The following is a 23,208-nucleotide window of genomic DNA, read 5'->3' as shown; positions in this document are numbered from 1 at the left end:
CCTTTCAATTGCAGGAGCAGAGTTTGACAAAAGGCATGATTTTGGCGGCTGGGCAAGGCACACGTGTGCGGCCGCTGACCAAAGATTTACCCAAGCCCATGGTGCCGTTGCTGGGCAAGCCGGTCATGGAATACCTGATCGAGCACATGGCCCGCCACGGTGTGCGGGAAATCATGGTCAATGTGGCCTACCACCACCGCAAGATCGAGCACTATTTTGGTGATGGCAGCCGCTGGGGCGTCGAGATCGGCTATTCCTACGAAGGCGTGCTGGACCATGGCGACATTTTGCCGCGCCCCCGCGGCTCGGCCGGTGGCATCCGCCACATCCAGGATTTTTCAGGATTCTTTGATGAAACCACGCTGGTGCTGTGTGGCGATGCGCTGATTGACCTGGACATTGGCGCCGCCGTGCGCGAGCACAAGGAAAAGGGCGCGGTTGCCAGTGTCGTGGGCCTGGATGTGCCCAAGGACCAGGTGCCCTACTACGGCATCGTCGTGGCCGACAAGAATGGACGCGTTCAGTCCTTCCAGGAAAAGCCTCGCCCCGAAGAGGCCAAGTCCACACTGGCCAGTACCGGCATCTACCTGTTCGAGCCCAGCGTCATCGACCACATCCCGCCGGGGCAGAACTTTGACATCGGCTCGCAACTCTTCCCCCGACTGGTGGAGCAGGAGCTGCCCTTCTTTGTGCAAGACCGCTTCTTCAACTGGATAGACATCGGCCGCGTCAGCGACTACTGGTCGGTGCTGCAACGCGTCTTGCGCGGCCAGGTGGCGCACATGAACGTGCCCGGACGCCAGGTGCGCCCCGGCGTATGGGTGGGCTTGAATACCCGTATTGACTGGGACAGCGTGGAGATCGAAGGCCCGGTCTACATCGGCTCCAGCGTCAAGGTCGAGCCGGGCGCTCGCATCATCGGGCCCACCTGGATTGGCCACGGTAGCCACATCCGGGCCGGGGCCAGTGTGACGCGCTGCGTGCTGTTTGACTACACCCGCATCGGCCAGGATATGGCTTTCTCGGAAATGATTGTGTCGCCCGACTACTGTGTCGACAACAAGGGCGGCGCCGTATACCGCGGTGACGACAACTGCAAGCTGCGCTGGAGCGACGCGCGGGCCTGACAAAAAAGCAAGGCGCTACATTTTGTGTAGCGCCTTGGTTATATTTGACGAGGGCTAGAGGCTGACTTTTTGAAAAACCACCAGCCAAGACCCTCAAAAACCCTGGATTGGGTATTTTGAACACGGGGTGCAGGCCATGGCTTGCACCCCGTGCTGCTTTCAGCTTACGAAGCCTGCACCACCTGAATCAGGCCATCGCGCTTGCCGCCGGTGACGCGGTTGTAGGCCAGGCGCACCATGCGGTAGACAAAGCGACCCATAACCAAGAACGCGATCGCCTCGCCAAAGGTCAGCACAAAAGCCCAGAAGCCATTCCAGCGCTCAGCCCGCGCCTTGAACTTGGCCACCATGTGGTCGCGCTTGATCTCGATGCTGTCGTAGAACGTGGGCACCACCAGCAGCGTCAGCAGCGTGGAGGTGATGGTGCCGCCAATGATGGCCACCGCCAGCGGCTGGTAGAACTCGCCACCTTCACCTAGGCCCAGAGCCACGGGCAGCATACCGGCGATCAGCGCGAACGTGGTCATCAGGATCGGGCGCAGCCGCACGCGTCCGGCATCCATCAAGGCCTGTTCGCGGTCCACACCCTCGGCCTCGCGCTTGCGGGCGGCGTCCAGCAGCAGAATGGCGTTCTTGGCGACCAGGCCCATCAGCATGATGATGCCGATGAAGCTCATCAGGTTCAGCGTGCCGCGGGTGATCAGCAGCGCCAGCACCACGCCGATCAGCGACAGCGGCAGCGACAGCATCACGGCCAGCGGGGCGGTGAACGAGCCGAACTGCATCACCAGGATCAGGTACATCAGCCCAATGCCGGACAGCAGCGCAATCAGCATCTCGGTGAACAGCTCTTTCTGGCTTTGGCCGGCGCCACCCAGCGACAGGCCATAGCCCGGCGGGTAGTCAAAGGACTTGGCCAGCTTCAGCGCGTCGTCGGTTACCTCGCCGTTGGAGCGGCCCTGCACGTTGGCCGACACGGTGATGTTGCGCTTGCCATTCGTATGCTCAATGCCGGACGGGCCCTTGCCCATGCTGACGGTGGCGATCTGGTCCAGCGGCACCATCATGTTGGTGCCGGACACGGCGATGGGCAGGCGTTCGATGTTTTCCTTGCTGACACGGTCATCGGGGTGCAGGCGCACCGCCACGTCTCGCGTCTCACCGGTGGGGTCCACCCAGTCGCCGACCTCGATACCGGCAAAGGCCACGCGCAGGGCCTGTGCCGCGTCGTTGGCCGAAATGCCCATGGAGTTGGCCAGGCCACGGTTGAGTTCGATCTTCAGCTCTTTCTTGGGGTCTTGCTGCGACAGGCCCACATCCACCGCACCGGGTATCTGGCGCAGTTTGTCCATGTAGGCGCTGGTGATTTCCAGCAGCTTGCGCGAATCCGGGCCGGTGAAGTCGATCTGCACGGGCTTGCGTGCGCCATTGTTCAGGTCGTCCATGACCGTGTATTCGGCGCCCACCAGCGTGCGAATCTTCTCACGCAGCTCGGTTGCAATCTCCTTGGCGCCGCGCTTGCGGGTGTTGCGCTTGCCGATGTCCACATAGATGCGGCCACCGCTGGCGGTGATGTTGCTGTTGGTGTCCTTGGTCTCGGCAATGGTGCGGGCCACTTCGGCGGCACGCTCCATCTTCAGGCGTGCATATTCGACCGAGGACGAGGCCGGCGTGCGTACCTCGATCATCAGGTTGCCCGAGTCCGACGTGGGCAAGAAGGCGCTGCCGCCCACGGTGGCTTGCAGGGCCAGCGCGCCAACCAGGCTCAGCACTGCAATGGCCGTCATCCAGCGCCGGTGGTGCAGGGCCCAGGCAATCACATTGCCGTAGCGGTCGGCCTGGTGGTCAAACCAGTCGTTGAAGCGTGCCAGCACCGCACCCAGGCCCTTCTTGGGGGCCGTGTGGTGGTCAGGTGGGTCGCCCCAGTAAGCCGACAGCATGGGGTCCAGCGTGAACGAGATCGCCAGGCTGACCAGCACCGAGCAGGTCACGGTCAGCGCAAAGGGGCGGAACCATTCACCGGACACGCCGGGCATGAAGGCCACCGGGATGAACACCGCAATGATGGAGAAAGTGGTGGCCGCCACGGCCAAGCCGATTTCGGCCGTGCCCTCCAGCGAGGCCGTACGCCGGTCTGCACCCATCTGCATATGGCGCACGATGTTCTCGCGCACCACAATCGCATCGTCAATCAGCACACCAATCGCCAGCGACAGGCCCAAGAGCGTCATGAAATTCAGCGTGAAGCCGCACAGCCAGACCGCAATGAAGGCGGCAATGACGGACGTGGGCAGGCTCAGTGCCGTGATCAGCGTGGAGCGCCAGGAGTTCAGGAAGGCATAGACCACAAAGATGGTCAGCACCGCGCCCAGCATCAGTGACTCGATGACGTTGTTCAGGCTGCGCTGTGCGTCCACGCCGCCATCGCGGGTGATTTCCAGCTTGGTGCCGGGGTTGTCTTTCTCAAAGCCGGTGTTGATTTCCTTGACCAGCTTGCGGATGTCGCTGGCCACGCTGACCGTGCTGGCATCGCGCGAGCGGGTTACCAAGATACCCACATTGGGCTTTGCGCTGCGTATGCTCAGTGAGTCGATGTCGGCGAAGTTGTCCTTGATCGTGGCCACTTGCGCCAGGCGCACGATCTGGCCGCCAAAGCGCTTGACGACGATGTTCTGGAACTCTTCGGGTGACTCGATGCGCCCCACCAGGCGGATGCTTTCTTCGTCCAGCGTGCCGCGCACTTTGCCCACCGGGGCATTGGTGTTTTGTGCGCGCAATGCGGACACCACGTCACCGACCGATACGTTGAATTCACGCAGTCTCTCGGCGCGCAGCAGCACCGAGAGTTCACGCTTCAGCGAGCCGTTGATCGTGACCGTGGCCACGCCGGGTATGGCGCGCAGCTTGTCGGCCAACGTGTCCTCGGCCAGGCGCGAGATCTCGGCATGGCTTTGCTTGCTGCTGGACAGCGCCATGTTCATGATGGGCTGGGCTGCGGGGTCGAAGTGGCGCACGATGGGCTCGCGCATTTCGGTCGGCAGCTTGTAGCGCACGCTGGAGATCACGGTGCGCACATCGTCCGCTGCCTCGATCATGTTCTTCTTGAAAGAGAACTCGATCCAGAAGCTGGCATTGCCTTCGCTGCTCGTGGAATAGACGTCGGTGGCACCGGGCACGCTTTGCAGCGACTTCTCGATGCGGTTGACGATCTCGCGCTCCACCGAGTCTGGCGATGCGCCAGGGTAGGCGATGAAGACCTGGATGCCGGGCACTTCCACGTCCGGGTTCTGGTTGACCCGCAGCTTGCTCAGCGCCAGCAGCCCCAGGGCCATCAGCGCGATGATCAGAACAATGGTCGCCGTGGGGCGCTTGATACTGAAATCGGATAGAAACATGGTTATGACCCTTTGGCGGTCGAAGAGGCGGACGAGGCGGCCGCCGTCGGGGGTTTGACCGTCACCAGCTCAGCCGTCTGACCTTCCTTGAAGTTGGAACTGGGGCTGCGCAAGATGGTGTCGCCTTCCTTCAGACCGGTGCGGATTTCGATGTTGCCGGTGCGGGCGTCGCGCGCGCCCACCTGTAGCACGACCTGGTTCAGTGCGTTGTTGGTCACGCGCCAGACCGAGGTCTTGTCGCCGGCCTTCATCAGCACGGATTCGGGCAAGGTCAAGGTCTGCACGGTGCTGGACTCGATCGTGCCTTCGGCATAGAGGCCGGCCACCTTGGGTTGTGCGGAGGCATCGCTGAAGCTGACCAGCACTTCCACCTGGCGCGTCACGTCATTGGCGCTGGGGTCCACGCGGGTCACCTTGCCGCGGAATTCCTGCCCGGCATAGCCGTTGATGCGGAAACCCACCGCCTGCCCGACGCTGACTTGGCTGATCTTGTCGGCCGACACGCGGCCCGCAAAACGCATGCTGGTGGGGTCGATGACCTTGAGCAACTCCTTGCCGATGGATGCTGTGTCACCGGCGGACACCTTGCGGTCGCTGACCACACCGTCAAATGGGGCACGTACCACGGTACGCTCCAGCTGCTGGCGGGCCACCACGGTACGGGCATGGGAGGCCGACAGCTCGCTTTGCGCGCCATTGCGGCGCACCTCGGCATCGTCCAGCGCTTGCAGCGATGTCATGCCCGAGGCGCGTAGCGTCTTGAGGCGCTGGAAGTTGCGCTCCGCCTGGTCCAGCGATTGGGCCGCGTTACGCGCCGCATCTTCGGCCGAGCGCAGGTTGTCCTGTATCGAGGTCTGGTCCAGCCGGGCCAGCACATCACCCTTGCGCACCACATCGCCGTTTTCTTTCAACACCTGCAGCACCACGGCCGACACTTCGGCCCGCAGATCGGCCTTGCGCTCGGGTTGTATGGAACCGGTGACCACCGGGCCCGAGGCCAGCGCATTGGAGCGTATGGTCACAATGTCTTCAGGCGCGATCACCAGTTTGGCCGGGGCCGCGGCGGCATCTTTTTTGTCGCCTTTGCCGGGGAACTTGTCGCATGCCGTCAGGCTTGTGGCCAGCGCGGCAACGATGAGAAGGGGACGCAGCATAGAGAACTCTCCGTGTGGGAAAACTGACAGGGTGGGGTGATGGGCGACTGGGCACGAGGGGTGCTCAAGCCCACGATTATGGCGTCAACCGGTGCAATACGGATGGCACGGGTTGACGGTGTTTTGCATGGCTAGCGAGCGCTTACAACCTGCATATCCACGGCGTGGTGTTGGTGGAAAAGTGTATGGGCGTGGGGGTACATGAAGCCTCCTGTATAGATTGGGGCGAACTGTACCCAGCCCCAGCCCCAGCCGCACCTCTTTTGCGACTGAGCGCCTATGCATGCGACGATCTGCTGATTTGAGGGTGCGTGCTGCGGGGTTTTTGGCGGCAGATTTGGTTTAATGGACGGCTTGGGGCGCCACCCGTAGCACCTGTTCTCCAAAAGAGGCGGCAGTCTGCGCGGCCTGTGTGTGCCTCCCACAGTACCACTAAGGACACGATTGCATGAGACGACAACTCTATGTGGGCGCCTGCCTGGCGCTCAGTCTGGCCACTGCCTGGGCCCAACAGCCGCAAGACAGCATACTGCCCAACCCCAATTTGACGGCCGATGGTATTCCCGCCATCTCCAAGACCATTGCCGACAAGGTGGCGCTGTACACCGAGTTCCGCGGCCATGGTTTCGTCGGCTGGCACCCCACCGAGCGGTCCATGCTGGTGCGCCACCGCGAGGCCGGTGCCAATATTGCGCAGATCTATTGGCTCAAGTCACCGGGCGGCAAGCTGGAGAAACTCACGGATTTCCCGGATAGCGTGACGGCCGCTGCCTTCGAGCCGCGCGAGGGCAAGTACATCGTCTACAGCCGCGACACCGGTGGCAACGAGGCCACCCAGGTCTACCGCATGGACCTGGCGACCCGCCAATCCACGCTGCTGTCCAACCCCCAGGAACGCAGCGACTACACCTGGGCCCGCTCCGGCGAGCGCCTGCTGATCGGTGCCGTGCCGCTGGACAAGACCGCACAGGGCGGTAGCCGCAACCAGGTCACCACCCAGTTGACGCTGGTCGACCCCTTGAACCCCGAGACCAAGACCCGGCTGGCTGAATTACCCGGCGGTGGCTGGGGTAACTTCCGCTTCAGCCCGGATGACAGCCAGATCGCGGCCCAGCAGTTCCGCACACCCAATGACTCTGACGTCTTTTTGATTGATGCCAAGACCGGTGCGCGTGAAAAGATCCTGCCCAAGGATGGAGCCCCTGCCGCCGGCTACAGTGGATTTGAATGGAGCCAGGACAAGCAACGCCTGTTCCTCAGCACCAACCAGGGTGGTGAGTTTTCGGAATTGGCGGTGTACGACCTGCGTGACAAATCCTTGGCCGTGCTGTCCCACCACATTCCCTGGGATATCGAAAATTTCTCGCTGTCCGAAGACGGTAAGCGCCTGATGGCCGTGGCCAACAACAACGGTCGCGATGAAGTGCACCTGTTCGACGCGGCCACCGGCAAGGAACTGGCACGCCCCGATCTGCCGGCAGGCGCCATTGGCGGCGGCCTGTGGCACGCCACGCAGCGCAGCACGCTGGCCTACTCCTTGAATTCACCGCAAAGTCCCGGCGATGTCTACACGCTGGATGTTGCGACTGGAAAAACCGAGCGCTGGACCGTGGCCGGCACCGCGCCCGGCGTCAAGCCCGAAAGCTTTGTCAGCCCCGAACTGGTGCAGATCAAGAGCTTTGACGGCCTGGCCATCAGCGGTTGGCTGTTCCTGCCCGATGCCACCAAGTTCCCTGGCAAGCGGCCGGTGCTGGTCAGCTTCCACGGTGGTCCCGAAGGGCAGTCCACGGTGCGCTTCATGGGCCGCTACAACTATTTCCTGAACGAGCTGGGCGTGGCCGTGTTGTTGCCCAATGTGCGCGGCTCGGCCGGCTACGGCAAGACCTATCTGGATATGGACAACGGCTTCAAGCGCAAGGATTCCGTCAAGGACGGCGGCGCCTTCCTGGCCTGGGTTGGCCAGCACCCGCGGCTGGACGGCAAGCGCATCGCCATCACCGGCGGCAGCTACGGCGGCTATATGAGCCTGGCCACGGCGGTGGACTACAGCCCGCTGATACGCGGCGCCATCGACGTGGTGGGCATCAGCCATTTCGTGACCTTTTTGAACAACACCGAAAGCTACCGCCGTGACCTGCGCCGCGTGGAGTACGGCGACGAGCGCGACCCTGCCATGCGCGCCTTCCACGAAAAGATTGCTCCGCTGAACAACGCCGCATCCATCAAGGTGCCGCTGTTTGTCGTGCAGGGCAAGAACGATCCTCGCGTGCCCTATACCGAGGCGCAGCAGATCGTCGATGCCGTGCGCAAGAACGGTGTGCCGGTCTGGTACCTGTTGGCCGACAATGAGGGCCATGGCTTCAAGCGCAAGGCCAACGCCGATTTCGAGTTCTACGCCACCGTGCGCTTCCTGGAAACTACGCTGCTGGAGTAAAGCTGTCGCCCGTTTGCGGGCGGGCGTGCAGGCTACAGGTGCTCGGCCAGCGCCATGACCAGCGACACGGTCAGCATCGCCAGCGCGGTGGATACCGCCACGCTGGCAGTCACCAGTTCTTCGGCCACGTTGTAGCGCTGCGAGAACATGAACACATTGGCGCCAATGGGCAGGGAGGCCGTCACCACCATCACGGTCAGCGGCAGGCCGTGCAGGCCCATCAGCACACCCACCAGCGCCACCAAGGCCGGTAGCAGCAGGTTCTTCAACAGCGCCAAGCCAAACGCCCCCCTCAATTCATGGCCTATGCGTGCGCTGGCCAGTGTGGCGCCCACCAGCAACAAGGACATCGGCCCCATGGCCGTACCCAGCAGCTGCAAAGGTCGGTCCAGCACCGTGGGCATGACCAGGCCCGTTTGCGCGAACAGCAGACCCAGCATGATCGGCAGCGGCACGGGGTGCAAGATGCCACTCTTCAGTGCGTCCAGCACCGGGCGGTGCCATGCTGCTTTTCCGGTGGGCGTAGCGTGCTTTTGCACAGCCTGGCGGGCCTCTGCCAGCTCCAGCGCAATGGTGGCCAGCGTCAGCAGCACCAGGGCGTGCAGCGAGATGATGGTGAACAGGCTCACCATGCCGGCCTCGCCATAGGCCAGGCCGATCAGCGGCACGCCAATGGCCACCGTGTTGCTGAAGGTGGCTGCCAGTGCCAGCACCGTGGCGCGTTGGGTGGCGCGGCCCAGCACCAGCATCAGCAGGAACAGCGCAATGACGGCCGTGAAGTAGGACGCCACCGGCTTGTAGTCCAGTTGCTCCACATGCACGGTGCTCATGGTGCGGAACAGCAGGGCGGGCGTCAGCACCATGAAGACCAAACGCCCTAGGTCTTTTGTGGCCTCAGCCCTCATCCAGCCTGCGCGGCACGCTATAAAACCGATAGCAATCAACAGCACGACGGGGAGCAACGACGACAGGACGATGGATTGCATGGGGTGGGCGAGGAAAGCCCGATTTTCGCCCACCGCGGATGGCCGTTGAATAATCGGGGGATGCAAGCCCCCAGCACCGCCATTGTTCTGTGCACGCTGAACGCCAAATACATCCACGCCTCGCTGGGTCTGCGTTACCTGCTGGCCAATATGGGTGACCTGGCGGATCAGACCGCGTTGCGCGAGTTCACCATTGCCCGCAAGCCCCAGGAACTGGCGGACGAACTGCTGGCGCTGCAGCCTCGCGTCATCGGCTTTGGCGTGTACATCTGGAACGTGACCGAGACAACGGCCCTGGTGCGGCTGCTGAAGGCCGCGCGGCCCGACATCCGCATCGTGCTGGGCGGCCCCGAGGTCAGTCACGAATGGGCCGAGCAGGAGATTGTGCAGTTGTCCGACCACGTCATCACCGGCTGGGGCGACGTCAGCTTCCCCAAGCTGTGCCGCGCGCTGTTGTACGGGCCGCAGCCGCTGATGAAGGTGATTCCTGGCGAGCAGCCGGAACTGGACACCATTGCCCTGCCCTACATCCACTACACCGACGCCGACCTGGCGCACCGCCTGCTGTATGTCGAGGCCTCGCGCGGCTGCCCGTTCAAATGCGAGTTCTGTTTGAGTTCGCTGGACAAGACCGCCATCGCCTTTGACCTGGATGCCTTCCTGGCCGAGATGGATGCGCTGTACCGGCGCGGCGCGCGCAACTTCAAGTTTGTGGACCGCACGTTCAATTTGAAGATCGATGCCTCGGCCCGCATCCTGCAATTCTTTCTGGACCGCATGTGCGAGGAGTTGTTTGTGCACTTCGAGGTCATACCCGACCACTTGCCCGACAAGCTCAAGGTGCTGATGGCCCAATTCCCGCCCGGCGTGCTGCAGTTGGAGGTGGGTATACAGAGCTTCAACCCCGCGGTGCAACAACGCATCTCGCGCCGCCAGGACAACGCCAAGACCGAGGCCAATCTGCAGTGGTTGGTGCAGCAGTCGCCGGCGCATTTGCACACCGATCTGATCTTCGGCCTGCCGGGCGAAACCTGGGAGAGTTTTGCACAAGGCTTTGACCGCCTGCACGCGATACGTCCGCACGAGATCCAGCTCGGCCTCCTCAAGCGCCTGCGCGGTACGCCCATTGCGCGCCACACCCAAGAGCATGGCATGGTCTACGCAACAGAGCCGCCCTATGCGGTGCAGCAAACCGCGGTGCTGGATGCGGCCACCATACAACGCTTTGTGCGCCTGGCGCGCTACTGGGATCTGGTGGCCAACTCCGGGCGATTCCAGCAGACGCTGGATGCGCTCTTGCACGGCGACTCCGCATTTGCCGCCTTCGCCATTTGGAGCGACTGGCTGTGGCAGACCACGCACAAGACCCATGGTCTGACGCCCGAAGATTTGGTAGACGCACTGTTTGACTACCTGACCACACAGCGCGGCCTGCCGATGGAAGCCGTGCGCCAGATGCTGCTGGCCGACTACCAGCGCAGCGGAGCCCATGCCCGCCCGCGTTGCCTGCGCGATGTATTGCCACGCCCGCAGGCGCCGCAGCGCAGCATCCATGCCAAACAGCTGGCACTGCGCCAGGCCCAGCACGGGCGCGGTGCCTTCGTGGCATCCTGACGGCGTTGTTTTATCGCGCCTTGACCGCCGTGGTGCGGGCGCCCATACTGGCAGGCATATGGCTACCCCCACACGCTATCTGACTGCGCCGCTGCGCGATCTGGACGCGTGGACCCGCTACTTCCGTGATGCGCAAATCCCGGTATTGGCCAAGACGGCGCAGGCGCTGGAAGCTTTGCGGGCCGACGAAGACAATGTGGACGCCAGCATGCTGGGCGCCACCATCGAGTGCGATCCGTTGATGGCCATCAAGCTGCTTGCCCACGTGGCCAGCAAGCGCAGGGCCGACAACGCCACCGAGACAGAGAGCATCACCACGTCGCTGGTCATGACGGGTATCTCCCCCTTCTTCCGCGCCTTTGGCCCGCAGCCCACGGTGGAAGACCATTTGCACGACCAACCCCAGGCTTTGGAAGGTCTACGCGCCCTGTTGCGCCGCGCCGACCGTGCCGCACAGTTTGCCGCCGGCTTTGCGATCCACCGTGGCGACACCGATGCCGACGTGATCCGGCTGGCCGCCTTTTTGCACGACTTTGCCGAGATGCTGATGTGGTGCCATGCGCCCACGCTGCAATTGCGCATCGCGCAGGCCCAGCGCGCCGACCCCACGCTGCGCAGCGCCACCGTGCAGCGTGTCACGCTGAACATCGAGCTGGACGATCTGCGCCAGGCCTTGATGAAGTTGTGGCATCTGCCGGAGCTGCTGGTGCGCATCAGCGACGACCGCCATGCGGACACCGCCATCGTGCGCAATGTGGTGCTGGCCGTGCGCCTGGCGCGCCACACCATGCTGGGTTGGGACAACCCGGGGGTGCCGGACGATATGGATGAGATTGCGCACTTGTTGAATGTGGCGCCGGCGGTGGCGTTGGCTTATGCGCATCGGGTGGATGGGGCGGGTTAGTGGTTTCTGTAGCTTTGTTGAGGGTGTTTTGAACAGCCGAACATCCAAATAACCGAATAGCCGGACACCCCACTCTCCCCCCGCCCTCTCGCCCCCGTCGGGCGAGAGGGAGCCTTCAACAGCCGATTTTGCTTTTTGCGCTCCGGCTAAGGCATTACCGCAGTGAGGTTGCGTTACGGTTTTGGGCACTACGGTTTCGAACCTGCTGTCCTAGGGACCTCGTGCACTGTTGGTGCGGAGCCGCTGGCGCGCGCAGCGGCCAGTGTGGGAACCCCCACGCGGCAGCCGTTGACTCCAACCGCAGCGCTAGGGCCGCGGTACAACCAGCACGTAGCGCGCCGCACCGCTAGTAGCGCCGTAGCCGGCGCGCCGCCGCCAAATCGGCTGTTAAGGGCTCCCCTCGCCCGACGGGGGCGAGGGGCTGGGGGAGTGGGGTGTCCGGTTATTTGGTTGTTCGGCTGTTAAGGCTGTTCAAAGCAAGGAGCACTCCAGTCAGTACCTCAAGCAGCAAAACACCGTCAATCCACCACCTGCAGAAGCCGCAGCGTAGGCAGTCGCTTGGCGACAAATTCCGTAGCTTGGGTGCGCAATTCAGCCAGGTTGTCTTCGAGTGACTCCATGGGCACCCCATCACGCAACATACGCTGGCCCTGGGCCAGCAGCGTGTCCCAGGCAAAGCGGGCCAATACATCCACATCAGGTGCGGCGACGGGCGTCTTGCCTTCGCGCAAGGCCAGCAGGCACAGCAGGTGGATGCGGCCCAGCAGCACGCCGCCGCCGCTGACCGGGCTGGCAAGGTAGCCGACATCGGCGTTGTGGCGGGCCAAGCCCAGCACGTGGGTATTGAGTCGCTGGCACTGGGGTTTGGCCTGCGCAATCACGCTTTCATCTTGCACGGCCACCAGGTCGCCCTTGCCACACAACAGCAGCATGGCTTCTACCAGCTGGGCGAAATTGACGCTGGCCTTGTGGGGCCCGCGTTGCAGTCCATCCCACAAGTCGCCGATGCGGTGCGGCTGCAGGTCGGCCATGGCCGCCAGAATGGGCTCGTAGATGCCGGCGGTCAGCGCGGCCTCGCCCAGCGCAGACTTGACCTTGCGGGTCACATCGGCCGGGGGTATCAGCAGCACCATGCGTTGGTCGCACAGGGCTTGCTGCTGCGCCACCGTCGCCAGTCTGCGTGGGCCCTTGATCCAGTAGTCGCGGCGGAACTGCTGGTTGACCAAAAAGTCGCGCACCGTCTCACGGAACATGGCGTCGGGCTGCTCCTGCAGGAACGCATTTTGGGCCGGCGTGAGGTTCAGCGCCGGCAGGTGGTCCTGGTAGTGGGCCGAGCAGCCGTAGCTGAGCTTGGCCTGTGTCAGCCACTCCGCCATGCCGGTAAACGACATGGGCTGCCAGTGGCGGTTGAAGTATTCGTGGGCCAGGTAGTTACGGCCCATGCCGGCCATGGTCTTGAGCCGTGCCGCGATCTGGCTGTTGGCTTGCGCATAGCGGGGGTTGACCGCCATCAGCTTGTCGGCAAAGGCCAGCGCGCCATCGACACGGCTGGTGATGCCCTGGCCCGGCACGCCCATGACCTGGGCATGCTCGGCCAGCAGGTCGCGCATGGGCGCCATGGCTGCCCAGCCTGGTTGTGTGTTGTAGCTGACGTAGAGCACGCCGCCCACACGCAGCTTGCGCCGTACGAAGTCCACCAGCACGCTGCGGTTGGCATCCGATATCCAGCTCCAGATGCCGTGCAGGCCTATGAAGCTGAAGTCCGGCAGGTCGCTGCGCTGGCAAAAATCGGCAAAGGCCTCGTCGTACAGCCGCGTGCCATGGGCCTCGGCGCCGCTGGCCTGCGCCAGCTGCTGCGCAAAGCCGGCTTGTGTGGGGTTGAAGTCGGTCCCATACCAAGGCGTGGCCGAGGCTGCCGCATGCATGTTGACGCTGACGCCCTGGCCCATGCCCAACTCGCAGGCCGGGCCTTCAGTCAGCAGCTCGGGCGCGGCCCAGCCGGCATTGAGCAACGCTAACCGGGTGCGCAGCGGGTTGAGCTCGGCGTAGTAACCAAAGGTGTAGCCAATGTCGGTGACATAGCCTTCGTTCCAGTCAGACATGCAGTGCACCTTTCAAGAGTAGAGACCCCATCCGCGCCGGGCCACCCCAAGCGTCGGGGGCCATCAATGAACCAGTTGATTCAATTGGATGATGGGCATCAGCACGGCCAACACGATCAGCAGCACGATGATGCCCATGGCCACAATCAGCAGCGGCTCCAACAGCGTGGCCAGTTGCATCGCGCGGCGTTGCACCTCGGTGCTGAGCTGCTTGGCCGCGCGCTCCAGCATCGTGGGCAACTGGCCGGTCTGCTCGCCCAGGCGGGCAAACATGCCCAGCAGGCCGGGGAAGCGTTTCTTCTGCGCCAGCGCAGATGCCAAGGGCGCGCCTTCGCGCACCAGCACCAGAGCGTCCATGGCGTCGGTGCGCATCGCGCGGTTGGACAGGGTGTCGGCTGCGGCGTGCAAGGCCTTCAGGATGGGCACGCCGGCCGCCGCCAGCATGGACAGCGTGCCGGCAAAGCGCGCCGCGTTGTAGCCACGGCTCAACTTACCCAAAATAGGTAGAGTGAGCCACATGGCATCGAATTTTTCACGAAATCCGGCACTAGCCCACGCCAAACGGGCACCAATAGCTACCAAAACAATAGCGCCCAGTATCAGCCAACCCTGGTTGCGCACGAAATTGCCAAGGCCCAGCATGATCACCGTCAGCAAGGGCAGGGCCCGCTTGCTGCCGGCAAACACCTCGGCCACTTGGGGCACCACATAGCCCAGCAGAAACATCACGATGGTGATGGCCACCACCGTCACGATGGCGGGGTACAGCGCCGCGCCGATCAATTGGGATTTGAGCGCCTGGCTTTGCTCCAGGTCGTCGGCCAGGCGCTCCAGCACCAGGCCCAGGTTGCCGCTGTGTTCGCCGGCGCCGACCACCGCGCAGTAGGTGGGTGCGAACTCGCGCGGGTGCTGGGCCAGCGCTGTGGCAAAGGCCGTGCCGCCATTGACCTCGGCCCGGATGGCGGCCACCAAGTGGCGCTGGCGTTCGTCGTCGGCCTCGTCCGACAGGGCCGTCAGCGCCCGCTCCAGCGGCAGGCCCGAGGTCACCAGACCGGCGAGCTGGCGTGTCCAGATCGCCAGCGCCGTGGCGCTGAAGATGCGGGAAGACCACAACGTGGTGCCCTGCGCACCGTTGCCGCTCTGGCCGCCGGCCTGCGTGCCGGGCGCCACCGGCTCCACGGCCATGGGCACCAATGCCTGGGCGCGCAGCATGCCGCGTGCGGCCTTGGCGGTGTCGGCTTCAATCACGCCCTTGCGGGCACTGCCATTGGCATCGAGGGCTTCAAAGGAGTAGGCGGGCATGGGGTGTGATGTTAGCGGGTGCCGCATGCCCGGCGGCACCCCCAGCGCATGACCAGGCCATTTATTGCGTTTGCCCTGTCCCCTGCTCCGCCAGGAAGCTGCGCACCACAGCCAGGCTCTGCGCCAACTGGTCGTTGAACATGAAGTGTCCCGCGTCTGCGATTTCGACCAGGCTGGCGTGGCGGTAGTGGTGCAGGTGGCGGCGTTGCTGCTTGGCGCCGTCCAGCTGGTTGCAGGCGCCGGCGATGAACAGCGCTGCACCCTCAAAATTCTGCGCGCCCTGGCGGAAGTCCAGCTGCGCCGCAAAGGCGGGGTCGTCCATCATGCGGCCTATGGTGGCGTCGAAGTTGGGGCTGCCAAAGCGCCAGGCCTGCAGCGCGGGCAAGCGGCCCTCGCACAACTCTGAGGGCTGCTGCATCAAGGGCAAGGCCTGCAGCAGAAACCAGTCCTCACGGGCATAGGGGTCTCCCCCCGTGGGCACGAACCATTTGCCCAGCCAGGCGCTGCCCAAGCCCACGATCTGGCGCAACGACGGCCCGCCGCTGGACGTGAAGACATCTGCGGTGGACGCATCCAGAAAAGCGGGCTCGGCCATCACCAGCGCCTGCACTTTGTGAGGATGGGCGCTGGTGTAGGCCGAGGCCAGCATGGCGCCCCAGGAGTGGCCCAGCAGGTGGACTTTTCGGCCGTGGCCAAAGGCATCGACAAAGGCGTCGAGGTCATCCACAAAGGTCTGCACCGTGATGTCGGCCGCCGGCACCCGGGGCGACAGGCCGGTGCCGCGTTGGTCGTAGAACACCACCTGGTAGGCATCGGCCAATCCCTTCAGGCCCAGCAGGTAGCGGTAGTCCGCGCCGGGGCCGCCGTGCAACACAATGAGAACGGGCTTGCCGGGCTCGCCATGGTGCTCGGCATGGAAGGGGTAACCGCGCAGTTCCAGCCGTGGCAAAGAGGGGTCGTGTTCCACGGTGGGCGGCACACCCGATGGAAGCGCGCTGCACCCCACGAGGCCGAGCGCGAGCAAACACGCGGCCAGTACAGAGACAAAATACGGAGAGGTCCAGAAGGGTGTCATATTGCGTGTGCAGAGTGGGAGAGGAAGCCTGCATCTTTCCGTAGGCACAGCACCCGCGCGATAACATTTGATAACGGATTCCATGAAAAAGACGACTGCTGCCGGGGGCACGCCGACACCGAGCGATGCGACCACCATCTTGTCCATTGCCAACGCCATCGCACCGCTGGAGCCCGGTGTGGCCGATGCCTTGCTGGGCGCGATGCGCATCCAGGTGCTGCGGGCCGAGGAGCCGTTGCTGCAGCTGGGGCAGGAGGCGCGCCACGAGTACTTTGTGATCGCCGGTGTGCTGCGGTCCTGGGTGGGGGATGCAGCGGGGCGTGAGGTCACGCTGGACTTCAGCGTGGGGCCTGGCATTTTGTGGCCGGCCATTGTGCGTGCGTCGGGCGGGCGCTCCCGCATCCATTGCCATGCCCTGTCTGGTGTGCGGGTCGCCCGGTTCGAGGCGGACCTGCTGATCGACCTGATGCGCTCCGTAGCCAACGCGCAGTGCTGGGGCGATGCCGTGCTGCGCGCCGAGCTGATGCGCCGTGTGGACCGTGAGTGGGCGCTGGCGGCCTTGTCGGCCACGCAGCGGCTGGCGCAGTTTCGCCAACATTTCCCCGGCCTGGAGGGCAGTATTGCCCAGCACCACATCGCCAGCTACCTGGGCGTGACGCCGGTCAGCCTGAGCCGTTTGAAGGCCAAGGAACGCGTGCAGCCGCAGGCCCCTGGAGCAGGCTGCGCCTGACGGTGCAATCCCCGTGTAAACCCGTAGCTCGCCGGACCGCGTCATCCGGGAATACCAGCATGACAAGCCGATTGACGTGAACTACGATTCACTAATCGCACGATCGTGCTTTTTGATTTGGGCCTGCCGACACAAGCAGCGGGCACCGGGTCAGCCAGCGACAGCGCCCCCACCAAAGAGGTCGCACTGCCTTTTCAGATAGAGACGGATTCCCTTCAACCCTCGGGCCCTTGGCCCTAATGGAGCGTATTGTGAAAAAGACCTTGATGACCTGGTTGGGTGCCTGCTTGCTGGCCCTATCCCTCCTGCCCGCTTCCTCTTTCGCAGCGGGCTATACCCAGACCAAATACCCCATCGTGCTGGTGCACGGGCTGTTTGGCTTTGACAACATCGGACCGGTGGAATATTGGTACGGCATTCCTTCTGCACTGCGGGCCGACGGCGCCAAGGTCTATGTGACCCAGGTGTCTGCCGCCAACAGCACCGAGGTGCGCGGCGAGCAGTTGCTGACCCAGGTCAAGCAGATCCTGGCCGCCACCGGCGCTGCCAAGGTCAACCTGATCGGCCACAGCCATGGTGGCCCGACCATCCGTTATGTCGCATCGGTGCGCCCGGACCTGGTGGCATCGGCCACATCGGTGGGTGGTGTCAACAAGGGCTCTGCCGTGGCGGACGTGCTGCTGAAGGTCGCCCCTCCCGGATCGCTGTCCAACTCGGTCATCGTGTCCATTACCAACGGCCTGGCCACCGTCATCAACTTCCTGTCCGGCGGCAGTGGCCTGAGCCAGAACTCGCTGGCCGCAGCGAAGTCGCTGAGCACGGCCGGCTCGAACGCATTCAATGCAGCCCACCCCGAAGGCGTGCCCACCACCGCTTGCGGTGAAGGCGCCTATACGGCCCGTGGCGTGGCCTACTTTTCATGGAGCGGTGCCAAGGCCTATACCAACATCCTGGACCCGATCGACCCCGCGCTGGCCCTGACCTCGCTGGCCTTTGCCGGTGCCAAGAATGACGGCCTGGTGGCCAGCTGCTCTACCCACCTGGGCCGCGTCATCCGCGACGACTATGCGATGAACCACCTGGACGAAGTGAACCAGACCATTGGCCTGGTCAACATCTTCGAAACCAACCCCGTGACCATCTTCCGCCAGCACGCCAACCGCCTGCAGGGCATGGGCCTGTAAAGCGGCTGCAACAACAACGACCTTCACCACCACCGCACCGGTACTGCCATGCACCTGAGCCGCAATGCCCGGGTCATGGGCCTGGCCCTGATCAGCCTCGCGCTGGTGGGTGGTGGCCTGTTGGCCTGGTGGTGGCCGGGGTCGCAGGCTGCTAGCGTTCCGGCCGCGGTTGCCGTGGTCGGTCCGGTCAGCCGGACCGCGCCTTTTGTGCGCTCCATGCAAGACACGCTGCCCGACGGCGACTTGCTGGCGGTGTCCAAAGGGGCGGCCAGCGGGGCCTCTGGTGTGTTGGCCTATGGCGAACTCAAGCGCCTGTTTGACTACTACCTGAGCGCCGTCGGCGAGCAAAGCATAGAGACCATCACGCTGCAGATCCGCGGTGAGCTGGACCGCCGCCTGCCGCCCGAACAGGCCAAAAAGGCACAGCGCCTGCTGGGCCTCTACATTGAATTCAAGCGCGAGCTGGTCCGGCTCGAAAGCCAACCCCAACTCGCAGGCAATGGCCTGCAAGCCATACGCGGACGCTTCATGGCCATGCAGGACCTGCGCTCCCGCTACTTCAGCACCGAAGAGTCCGAGGGCATGTTCGGCTTTGACGACCGCTACGACATGGACGCCATCGCGCGGCTGGAGATCAGCCAAAACCCCGAGTTGAGTGCGGCCCAAAAGAAACAGCAACTGGCAGGGCTGGACGCCGCGCTACCCGAGGCTTTGCGCAAGGAGCGCGAGGCCACCAACCTGGTGGTGCGCCTGGAGCAGCAGGCCCAGGAACTGCGGGCCAAGGGTGGCAGCGAGGACGATGTTTACCGCATGCGCGCCAAGGAGCTGGACCCCCAAGCCGCAGCCCGCCTGGCGGATGTGGACCGTGAAGAGGCCGCGTGGAAGAGCCGCATTGCGCGCTACCAGGAAGAACGCGGCAAGCTGTTGCAATCCCAGGCGAATGCCAGTGCGTCAGAGCGCGAGGCCAGCTTGGCGCAATTGCAGCAGAGCTTGTTTAGCGAAGCCGAGCGGCCGCGGTTAAGGGCTTACGAATAGTCGACGGCAACTCGCCACCGGGCCGCCCCAAGGCGAGTTAGACCCCTCGGGGGGCAGCGACCGGCGCAGTGGCGGAGCGTGGGGGCCATACTTTTAGTGTGCGGGGGCCAAATGCTTGCCATGCGGCAGGCTGGGCAGGCGCTCAAACAACTGACGGCAGTAGCCGGTGATGCGTAAACACTTGTTGATTTCATCCACCGGCAGCGGGCCGGACACGACGACGATGTCATTGGCGCGGTCATAGTCGCCGGCTGCGCGCAGGCGCCGGCGGGTGTTGCTGGCCCAGGAGTGGATGCGTGAGGGATGGCCGTGTTCGTGCAGCTTGCCGGTGCGTGCGTCAAAGGCAATGGCCACCGTGTCGGTCATCAAGCGCAATTTGTGCTCGCCAGTGGCCTTGCTTTGCGGCGTGCTCAGGTCATACAAATGGTAGTTGCCTTGTTTGAGCTGGTATTGCAGGGATGACATGCGGTTTCCTCTAAGACCTATTGTGGGTCGCAGACCTTGAAACTAAAGCAAAAGAAGGCGCCGAAACACGGCGCAATTGCAACAGAGTGTGCGGGAGGGGGCAGCGACCCGCGCAGCGGTGGAGCGTGGGGACCACATCCAGATCAGTCCCTTGTCACCCGCACCAGCTCTTCGCGCGAGGTGATGCCCAGTTTGACCAAGCGCTCGCCGTCTTCGCGCATCAGCGTCATGCCGGTGGCCTGTGCCGTGGCTCGGATGTCGGCCTCGGCGGCCTGGTGGTGGATTTGCGCGCGGATGGCGTCATCCGTCACCAGCAATTCGAAAACACCGGTGCGGCCCTGGTAGCCGGTATGGCCGCATTCCGCGCAGCCGGCGCCCTTGCAGGTGGTGCACAGCTTGCGCAGCAGGCGCTGGGCCAGCACGCCTAGCAAAGAGGAACTCAACAGGAAGGGCTCTATGCCCATGTCCGTCAGACGCGTGACGGCGCTGGCCGCATCGTTGGTGTGCAGCGTGGCCAGCACCAGGTGGCCGGTCAGCGAGGCCTGGATGGCAATCTGCGCGGTTTCGAAATCACGGATTTCGCCGATCATGATGACGTCCGGGTCCTGGCGCAGGATGGCGCGCAGGGCCTTGGCAAAGTCCAGGTCGATCTTGGCATTGACCTGCGTCTGGCCGACGCCGGGCAACTCGTATTCGATGGGGTCTTCCACCGTCATGATGTTCTGGCGGCGGGTGTCGAGCTTTTGCAGCGCGGCGTACAGCGTGGTCGTCTTGCCCGAACCGGTGGGACCGGTCACCAAAATAATGCCGTGGGGCTGGGCCACGAGGTTTTCAAAGCGGGCCAGCACATCGCCCTGCATGCCCACCGATTCCAGGCTCAGCTTGCCGCCGCTCTTGTCCAAGAGGCGCAGCACGGCGCGCTCGCCATGGGCGCTGGGCAGCGTGCTGACGCGCACGTCCACGCCGCGCGTGCCGATGCGCAGCGAGATGCGACCATCCTGCGGCAGGCGCTTTTCGGCGATGTCCAGGTCGGCCATGATCTTCAGGCGCGAGATCAGCGCGGCATGTAGCGCGCGGTTGGGTTGCACCACGTCGCGCAGCGAGCCGTCGACGCGGAAACGCACGCTGGAGTGGCGCTCGTAGGGTTCGATGTGGATGTCGCTGGCACCATCGCGCGCGGCCTGGGTCAAGAGTGCATTGAGCATGCGGATGATGGGCGCGTCGTCGGAGGTTTCCAGCAAGTCTTCGATGGCCGGCAGGGCCTGCATCATGCGCGACAGGTCCACGTCGGCCTCGACCTCGCTGATGACGGTGGCGGCACTGGATTCGCTTTGGGCGTAAGCGGCGCTGATGCGCTGGCGCAGCAGCTCGGCGGCCTCGGTCTCTACCTGGGCCGCGCCAAACTTGCGCATGACCTCGGCCACGGCGCTTTGCGACTGGTCGCTGGCCAGGTCGTGCAGCCACAGTGTCAGGTTGCCGTCCTGCTCTTCCAGCAGCAGTTGGTGGCTGCGCGCAAAGGCGTAGGGCAGCGGGTATTGCACGGCGTGGGCCATGGTGCTCAGGGCTTGGTCGAAGGCACAACCAGCGGCGCAGTGGACGGCACCGGTGCGGGGGGCATCACAACGGCAGAATTGACCGGTACGGTGGCGTTGGCTGGTGGTTGCGTTTCTTGTTGGCCGCGGCGCATCTGCTCGTAGCGGTCCAGTGACAACGCGTCGGTTGCTGAGGCATCGCGCATCACCACGGGCCGCAGAAACACCATCAGGTTGGTTTTCTTGCGGCTGCGTGTCTCAGACTTGAACAAATTGCCCACCACCGGAAGGTCGCCCAGGAGGGGAACCTTGTCTTGGCTGCTGGAGTATTCGTCTTGTATCAAGCCGCCCAGTACCACGATGGAGCCGTCTTCCACCAGCACATTGGATTCGAAGGAGCGCTTGTTGGTGGTAGGGCCATTGGTCGCGTTGATGGTGCTGGCCTGTATCGTGGACACCTCCTGGTAGACCGTCAGCTTGACGGTGCCGTTCTCACTGATCTGCGGCTTGACCTTCAGCGTAATGCCGACGTCCTTGCGCTCGATGGTCTGGAAGGGATTGACCGAGCCCGAGGTCCCACCTGCGCCCGTGTTGGTGAACTGGCCGGTCACAAAGGGCACGTTCTGCGCAATGATGATCTTGGCTTCTTCGTTATCCAGTGTCAGCAAGTTTGGCGTTGACAAAACATTGCCATCACCATTGGCCTGCAGGTAGCGCGCCAGCAGGCCCAGTACATAGACACCGTTGACCTTGTTGGCGATAGCCAGGTTGCCGCCCGTGGCCAGGGTCGCACCGCCGCTCAATGCGTTGGTGGCAAGGCTGATGATGTTGGTACTTTTTCCCGTGCTGAAGTTGGTACCCAAGATGCCCACAGCGCCGTCGCCGGCCTGCCCCAGCGGACCCTGCCATTGGATGCCGAACTCGGCCGCCTTGTCGGCATTGACCTCGGCGATCAGGCTCTCCACATAGACCTGGGCGCGGCGCGCGTCCAGCTTGTCGATGACGGCGCGCAACTGGCGGTACTGCGGCTCGGGCGCTGTGATGATCAGCGAATTGGTGGACGCATCGGCCTGGATCTGCCCGCCGGTGGACGACTGGCTGGTCGCCGTGCTGCCGCTGCCGCCGGTGGTGGCCGCGCCAGGGGCCGCCGCCGTGGGCGTGCTGCTGGTGGCTGTGGTGGTACTGCGGGCCTCGCCCGAGATGGCGGCGCGCAGTGTGGCAGCCAGCTTGGTGGCTTCGGCGTTCTTCAGGTAGACCACGTAGATGTTGCCGGCGGCGTTTTGCGTGCCGGGTTGGTCCAGCTTGTCGATCAGCGACTTGGCCAGTGCCACGCGGGCCGGGTTGGCGGCGCGCAGTATCAGTGAATTGGAGCGGGGCTCGGCAATCAGCGTGGTCTTGAAGCTGCTGTCGGCCTGTGCGCCGGGTACGCCGGCCGTGCCGCCACTCGACTCCAGCAAACGCAGCACCAGCGGCGCCAGATCCACGGCAATCGCGTGTTTGAGGTTGATGACCTCCACGTCGGTGGCGTTGGATACGTCCATGGCCGCAATGATCTGGGCCATGCGGCGCAGGTTGTCGCCGTAGTCGGTGATGACCAGCGAGTTGTTGCCGGGGTTGACGTTGATGGTGTTGTTGGGGCTGATCAGCGGCCGCAGGATGGGCAGCAGGTTGTTGGCGTTCTCGAAGTTGAGCTTGAAGATCTGCGTGCTGATCTGGTTGCCGGCCACCAGGTTGTTGTCGAACACCGCACCGCCTTGTAGCTTGGCATCGGCCTCGGGGACGATCTTGTCCAGCCCTGCTGCGTCCACCACCGTGAAGCCCTGCAGGCGCAGCATGGCCAGGAACTGGGCATAGGCCTGGGCGGGCGTTACCGGCTTGTCGGTGGTCAGTGTGATCGTGCCCTTGACACGCGGGTCCACCACCACGTTGCGTCCGGTCAGCGTGGCCATGGTGCGGGCCACGGCGTCGATCTCGGCGTTGGTGAAGTTCAGCGTGATGGGGTCGCCGCGCTTGGCGGGGGCGGCTGCCGCGGCCGCAGGGGCTGGTTGGGCCAGGGCGCTCAAAGAAAATAGGCCGCTAGCCCCCACCAATAGTGCGTAAGCAGCTATCAAAGCGATAGCGATTGGTTTGCGTTGCAAGTTCACTGTATTCATGTGCTGTGGCCTCACT

Annotated in this window: 16 protein-coding genes; 7 read left to right on the top strand and 9 right to left on the bottom strand. The window is 63.9% G+C overall.

The features are described from left to right. The first annotated feature begins 35 nt into the window (after window positions 1-35). Window positions 36-1,127, top strand: coding sequence for a nucleotidyltransferase family protein (locus tag AC07OO_RS09050; RefSeq protein ID WP_495081799.1), 1,092 nt, complete (start codon window positions 36-38; stop codon window positions 1,125-1,127). 164 nt (window positions 1,128-1,291) lie between these two features. Here AC07OO_RS09050 and AC07OO_RS09045 read toward each other — a convergent pair whose 3' ends face one another. Together AC07OO_RS09045 and AC07OO_RS09040 are read right to left on the bottom strand one after the other, a co-directional pair. Further along, on the bottom strand, window positions 1,292-4,522 hold the full coding sequence (locus AC07OO_RS09045) for an efflux RND transporter permease subunit (RefSeq protein ID WP_495081715.1): 3,231 nt from the start codon (window positions 4,520-4,522) through the stop codon (window positions 1,292-1,294). A 2-nt stretch (window positions 4,523-4,524) separates the two neighbouring features. Next, a complete protein-coding gene (locus AC07OO_RS09040) occupies window positions 4,525-5,676 on the bottom strand; it encodes an efflux RND transporter periplasmic adaptor subunit (protein WP_495081714.1) in 1,152 nt (383 codons plus the stop codon). 448 nt (window positions 5,677-6,124) lie between these two features. Between AC07OO_RS09040 and AC07OO_RS09035 the strand changes: the two genes are divergently transcribed. After that, complete coding sequence (locus tag AC07OO_RS09035) at window positions 6,125-8,110, top strand: S9 family peptidase (RefSeq protein ID WP_495081713.1); 1,986 nt, start codon at window positions 6,125-6,127, stop codon at window positions 8,108-8,110. Between the two features lie 32 nt (window positions 8,111-8,142). Here the strand turns inward: AC07OO_RS09035 and AC07OO_RS09030 are convergent, their stop codons facing one another. After that, a complete protein-coding gene (locus AC07OO_RS09030; RefSeq protein WP_495081712.1) occupies window positions 8,143-9,096 on the bottom strand; it encodes an AEC family transporter in 954 nt (317 codons plus the stop codon). 60 nt (window positions 9,097-9,156) lie between these two features. Here AC07OO_RS09030 and AC07OO_RS09025 point away from each other — a divergent pair, with 60 nt between their 5' ends. Both AC07OO_RS09025 and AC07OO_RS09020 read left to right on the top strand, forming a co-directional pair. After that, complete coding sequence (locus AC07OO_RS09025; RefSeq protein WP_495081711.1) at window positions 9,157-10,710, top strand: B12-binding domain-containing radical SAM protein; 1,554 nt, start codon at window positions 9,157-9,159, stop codon at window positions 10,708-10,710. A gap of 58 nt (window positions 10,711-10,768) precedes the next feature. After that, complete coding sequence (locus AC07OO_RS09020) at window positions 10,769-11,614, top strand: HDOD domain-containing protein (protein ID WP_495081710.1); 846 nt, start codon at window positions 10,769-10,771, stop codon at window positions 11,612-11,614. A gap of 518 nt (window positions 11,615-12,132) precedes the next feature. On the opposite strand, the gene AC07OO_RS09015 is transcribed toward AC07OO_RS09020, so the two are convergent. The 3 genes from AC07OO_RS09015 to AC07OO_RS09005 all read right to left on the bottom strand — a co-directional run bounded on the left by AC07OO_RS09015 (window position 12,133) and on the right by AC07OO_RS09005 (window position 15,985). Then, window positions 12,133-13,716: a methyltransferase regulatory domain-containing protein gene (locus AC07OO_RS09015; RefSeq protein WP_495081709.1), complete on the bottom strand. Its 1,584-nt coding sequence runs from the start codon at window positions 13,714-13,716 to the stop codon at window positions 12,133-12,135. Between the two features lie 63 nt (window positions 13,717-13,779). Then, window positions 13,780-15,018, bottom strand: coding sequence for a type II secretion system inner membrane protein GspF (gspF, locus tag AC07OO_RS09010; RefSeq protein ID WP_495081708.1), 1,239 nt, complete (start codon window positions 15,016-15,018; stop codon window positions 13,780-13,782). A 61-nt stretch (window positions 15,019-15,079) separates the two neighbouring features. Continuing rightward, window positions 15,080-15,985, bottom strand: a complete 906-nt coding sequence (locus tag AC07OO_RS09005) for an alpha/beta fold hydrolase (RefSeq protein ID WP_495081707.1) — start codon at window positions 15,983-15,985, stop codon at window positions 15,080-15,082. A 190-nt stretch (window positions 15,986-16,175) separates the two neighbouring features. Here AC07OO_RS09005 and AC07OO_RS09000 point away from each other — a divergent pair, with 190 nt between their 5' ends. From AC07OO_RS09000 to AC07OO_RS08990, 3 genes are all read left to right on the top strand, one after another. Then, window positions 16,176-16,823 carry a Crp/Fnr family transcriptional regulator gene (locus tag AC07OO_RS09000; protein ID WP_495081706.1) on the top strand — a complete coding sequence of 216 codons (648 nt, stop codon included), beginning with the start codon at window positions 16,176-16,178 and terminating at the stop codon, window positions 16,821-16,823. A gap of 266 nt (window positions 16,824-17,089) precedes the next feature. Continuing rightward, the gene (locus tag AC07OO_RS08995) at window positions 17,090-18,007 is read left to right on the top strand and encodes a lipase family alpha/beta hydrolase (protein WP_495081798.1); all 918 of its coding nucleotides are present in this window, start codon (window positions 17,090-17,092) and stop codon (window positions 18,005-18,007) included. Window positions 18,008-18,055: 48 nt separating this feature from the next. Beyond that, a complete protein-coding gene (locus AC07OO_RS08990; protein WP_495081705.1) occupies window positions 18,056-19,042 on the top strand; it encodes a lipase secretion chaperone in 987 nt (328 codons plus the stop codon). Between the two features lie 93 nt (window positions 19,043-19,135). Here the strand turns inward: AC07OO_RS08990 and AC07OO_RS08985 are convergent, their stop codons facing one another. From AC07OO_RS08985 to gspD, 3 genes are all read right to left on the bottom strand, one after another. Then, window positions 19,136-19,507, bottom strand: coding sequence for a hypothetical protein (locus AC07OO_RS08985; RefSeq protein WP_495081704.1), 372 nt, complete (start codon window positions 19,505-19,507; stop codon window positions 19,136-19,138). Window positions 19,508-19,650: 143 nt separating this feature from the next. Beyond that, window positions 19,651-21,048, bottom strand: coding sequence for a GspE/PulE family protein (locus AC07OO_RS08980; protein ID WP_495081797.1), 1,398 nt, complete (start codon window positions 21,046-21,048; stop codon window positions 19,651-19,653). Window positions 21,049-21,065: 17 nt separating this feature from the next. Next, window positions 21,066-23,192 carry a type II secretion system secretin GspD gene (gene gspD, locus AC07OO_RS08975; protein ID WP_495081703.1) on the bottom strand — a complete coding sequence of 709 codons (2,127 nt, stop codon included), beginning with the start codon at window positions 23,190-23,192 and terminating at the stop codon, window positions 21,066-21,068. Between the last annotated feature and the right edge of the window lie 16 nt (window positions 23,193-23,208).

The sequence above is a fragment of the Rhodoferax sp. GW821-FHT07G04 genome, assembly GCF_059418585.1.
This window is presented reverse-complemented; position numbering and strand designations above follow the sequence as displayed.

Excerpts from the sequence above, each read along its gene's own strand:
- AC07OO_RS09025 (WP_495081711.1), top strand. The coding sequence starts at position 9,157 with ATGCAAGCCCCCAGCACCGCCATTGTTCTGTGCACGCTGAACGCCAAA.
- AC07OO_RS09040 (WP_495081714.1), bottom strand. The coding sequence starts at position 5,676 with ATGCTGCGTCCCCTTCTCATCGTTGCCGCGCTGGCCACAAGCCTGACG.
- AC07OO_RS09050 (WP_495081799.1), top strand. The coding sequence starts at position 36 with ATGATTTTGGCGGCTGGGCAAGGCACACGTGTGCGGCCGCTGACCAAA.
- gspD (WP_495081703.1), bottom strand. The coding sequence starts at position 23,192 with ATGAATACAGTGAACTTGCAACGCAAACCAATCGCTATCGCTTTGATA.
- gspF (WP_495081708.1), bottom strand. The coding sequence starts at position 15,018 with ATGCCCGCCTACTCCTTTGAAGCCCTCGATGCCAATGGCAGTGCCCGC.
- AC07OO_RS09020 (WP_495081710.1), top strand. The coding sequence starts at position 10,769 with ATGGCTACCCCCACACGCTATCTGACTGCGCCGCTGCGCGATCTGGAC.
- AC07OO_RS08990 (WP_495081705.1), top strand. The coding sequence starts at position 18,056 with ATGCACCTGAGCCGCAATGCCCGGGTCATGGGCCTGGCCCTGATCAGC.
- AC07OO_RS09000 (WP_495081706.1), top strand. The coding sequence starts at position 16,176 with ATGAAAAAGACGACTGCTGCCGGGGGCACGCCGACACCGAGCGATGCG.
- AC07OO_RS09030 (WP_495081712.1), bottom strand. The coding sequence starts at position 9,096 with ATGCAATCCATCGTCCTGTCGTCGTTGCTCCCCGTCGTGCTGTTGATT.
- AC07OO_RS09035 (WP_495081713.1), top strand. The coding sequence starts at position 6,125 with ATGAGACGACAACTCTATGTGGGCGCCTGCCTGGCGCTCAGTCTGGCC.
- AC07OO_RS09045 (WP_495081715.1), bottom strand. The coding sequence starts at position 4,522 with ATGTTTCTATCCGATTTCAGTATCAAGCGCCCCACGGCGACCATTGTT.
- AC07OO_RS09015 (WP_495081709.1), bottom strand. The coding sequence starts at position 13,716 with ATGTCTGACTGGAACGAAGGCTATGTCACCGACATTGGCTACACCTTT.
- AC07OO_RS08995 (WP_495081798.1), top strand. The coding sequence starts at position 17,090 with ATGACCTGGTTGGGTGCCTGCTTGCTGGCCCTATCCCTCCTGCCCGCT.
- AC07OO_RS08985 (WP_495081704.1), bottom strand. The coding sequence starts at position 19,507 with ATGTCATCCCTGCAATACCAGCTCAAACAAGGCAACTACCATTTGTAT.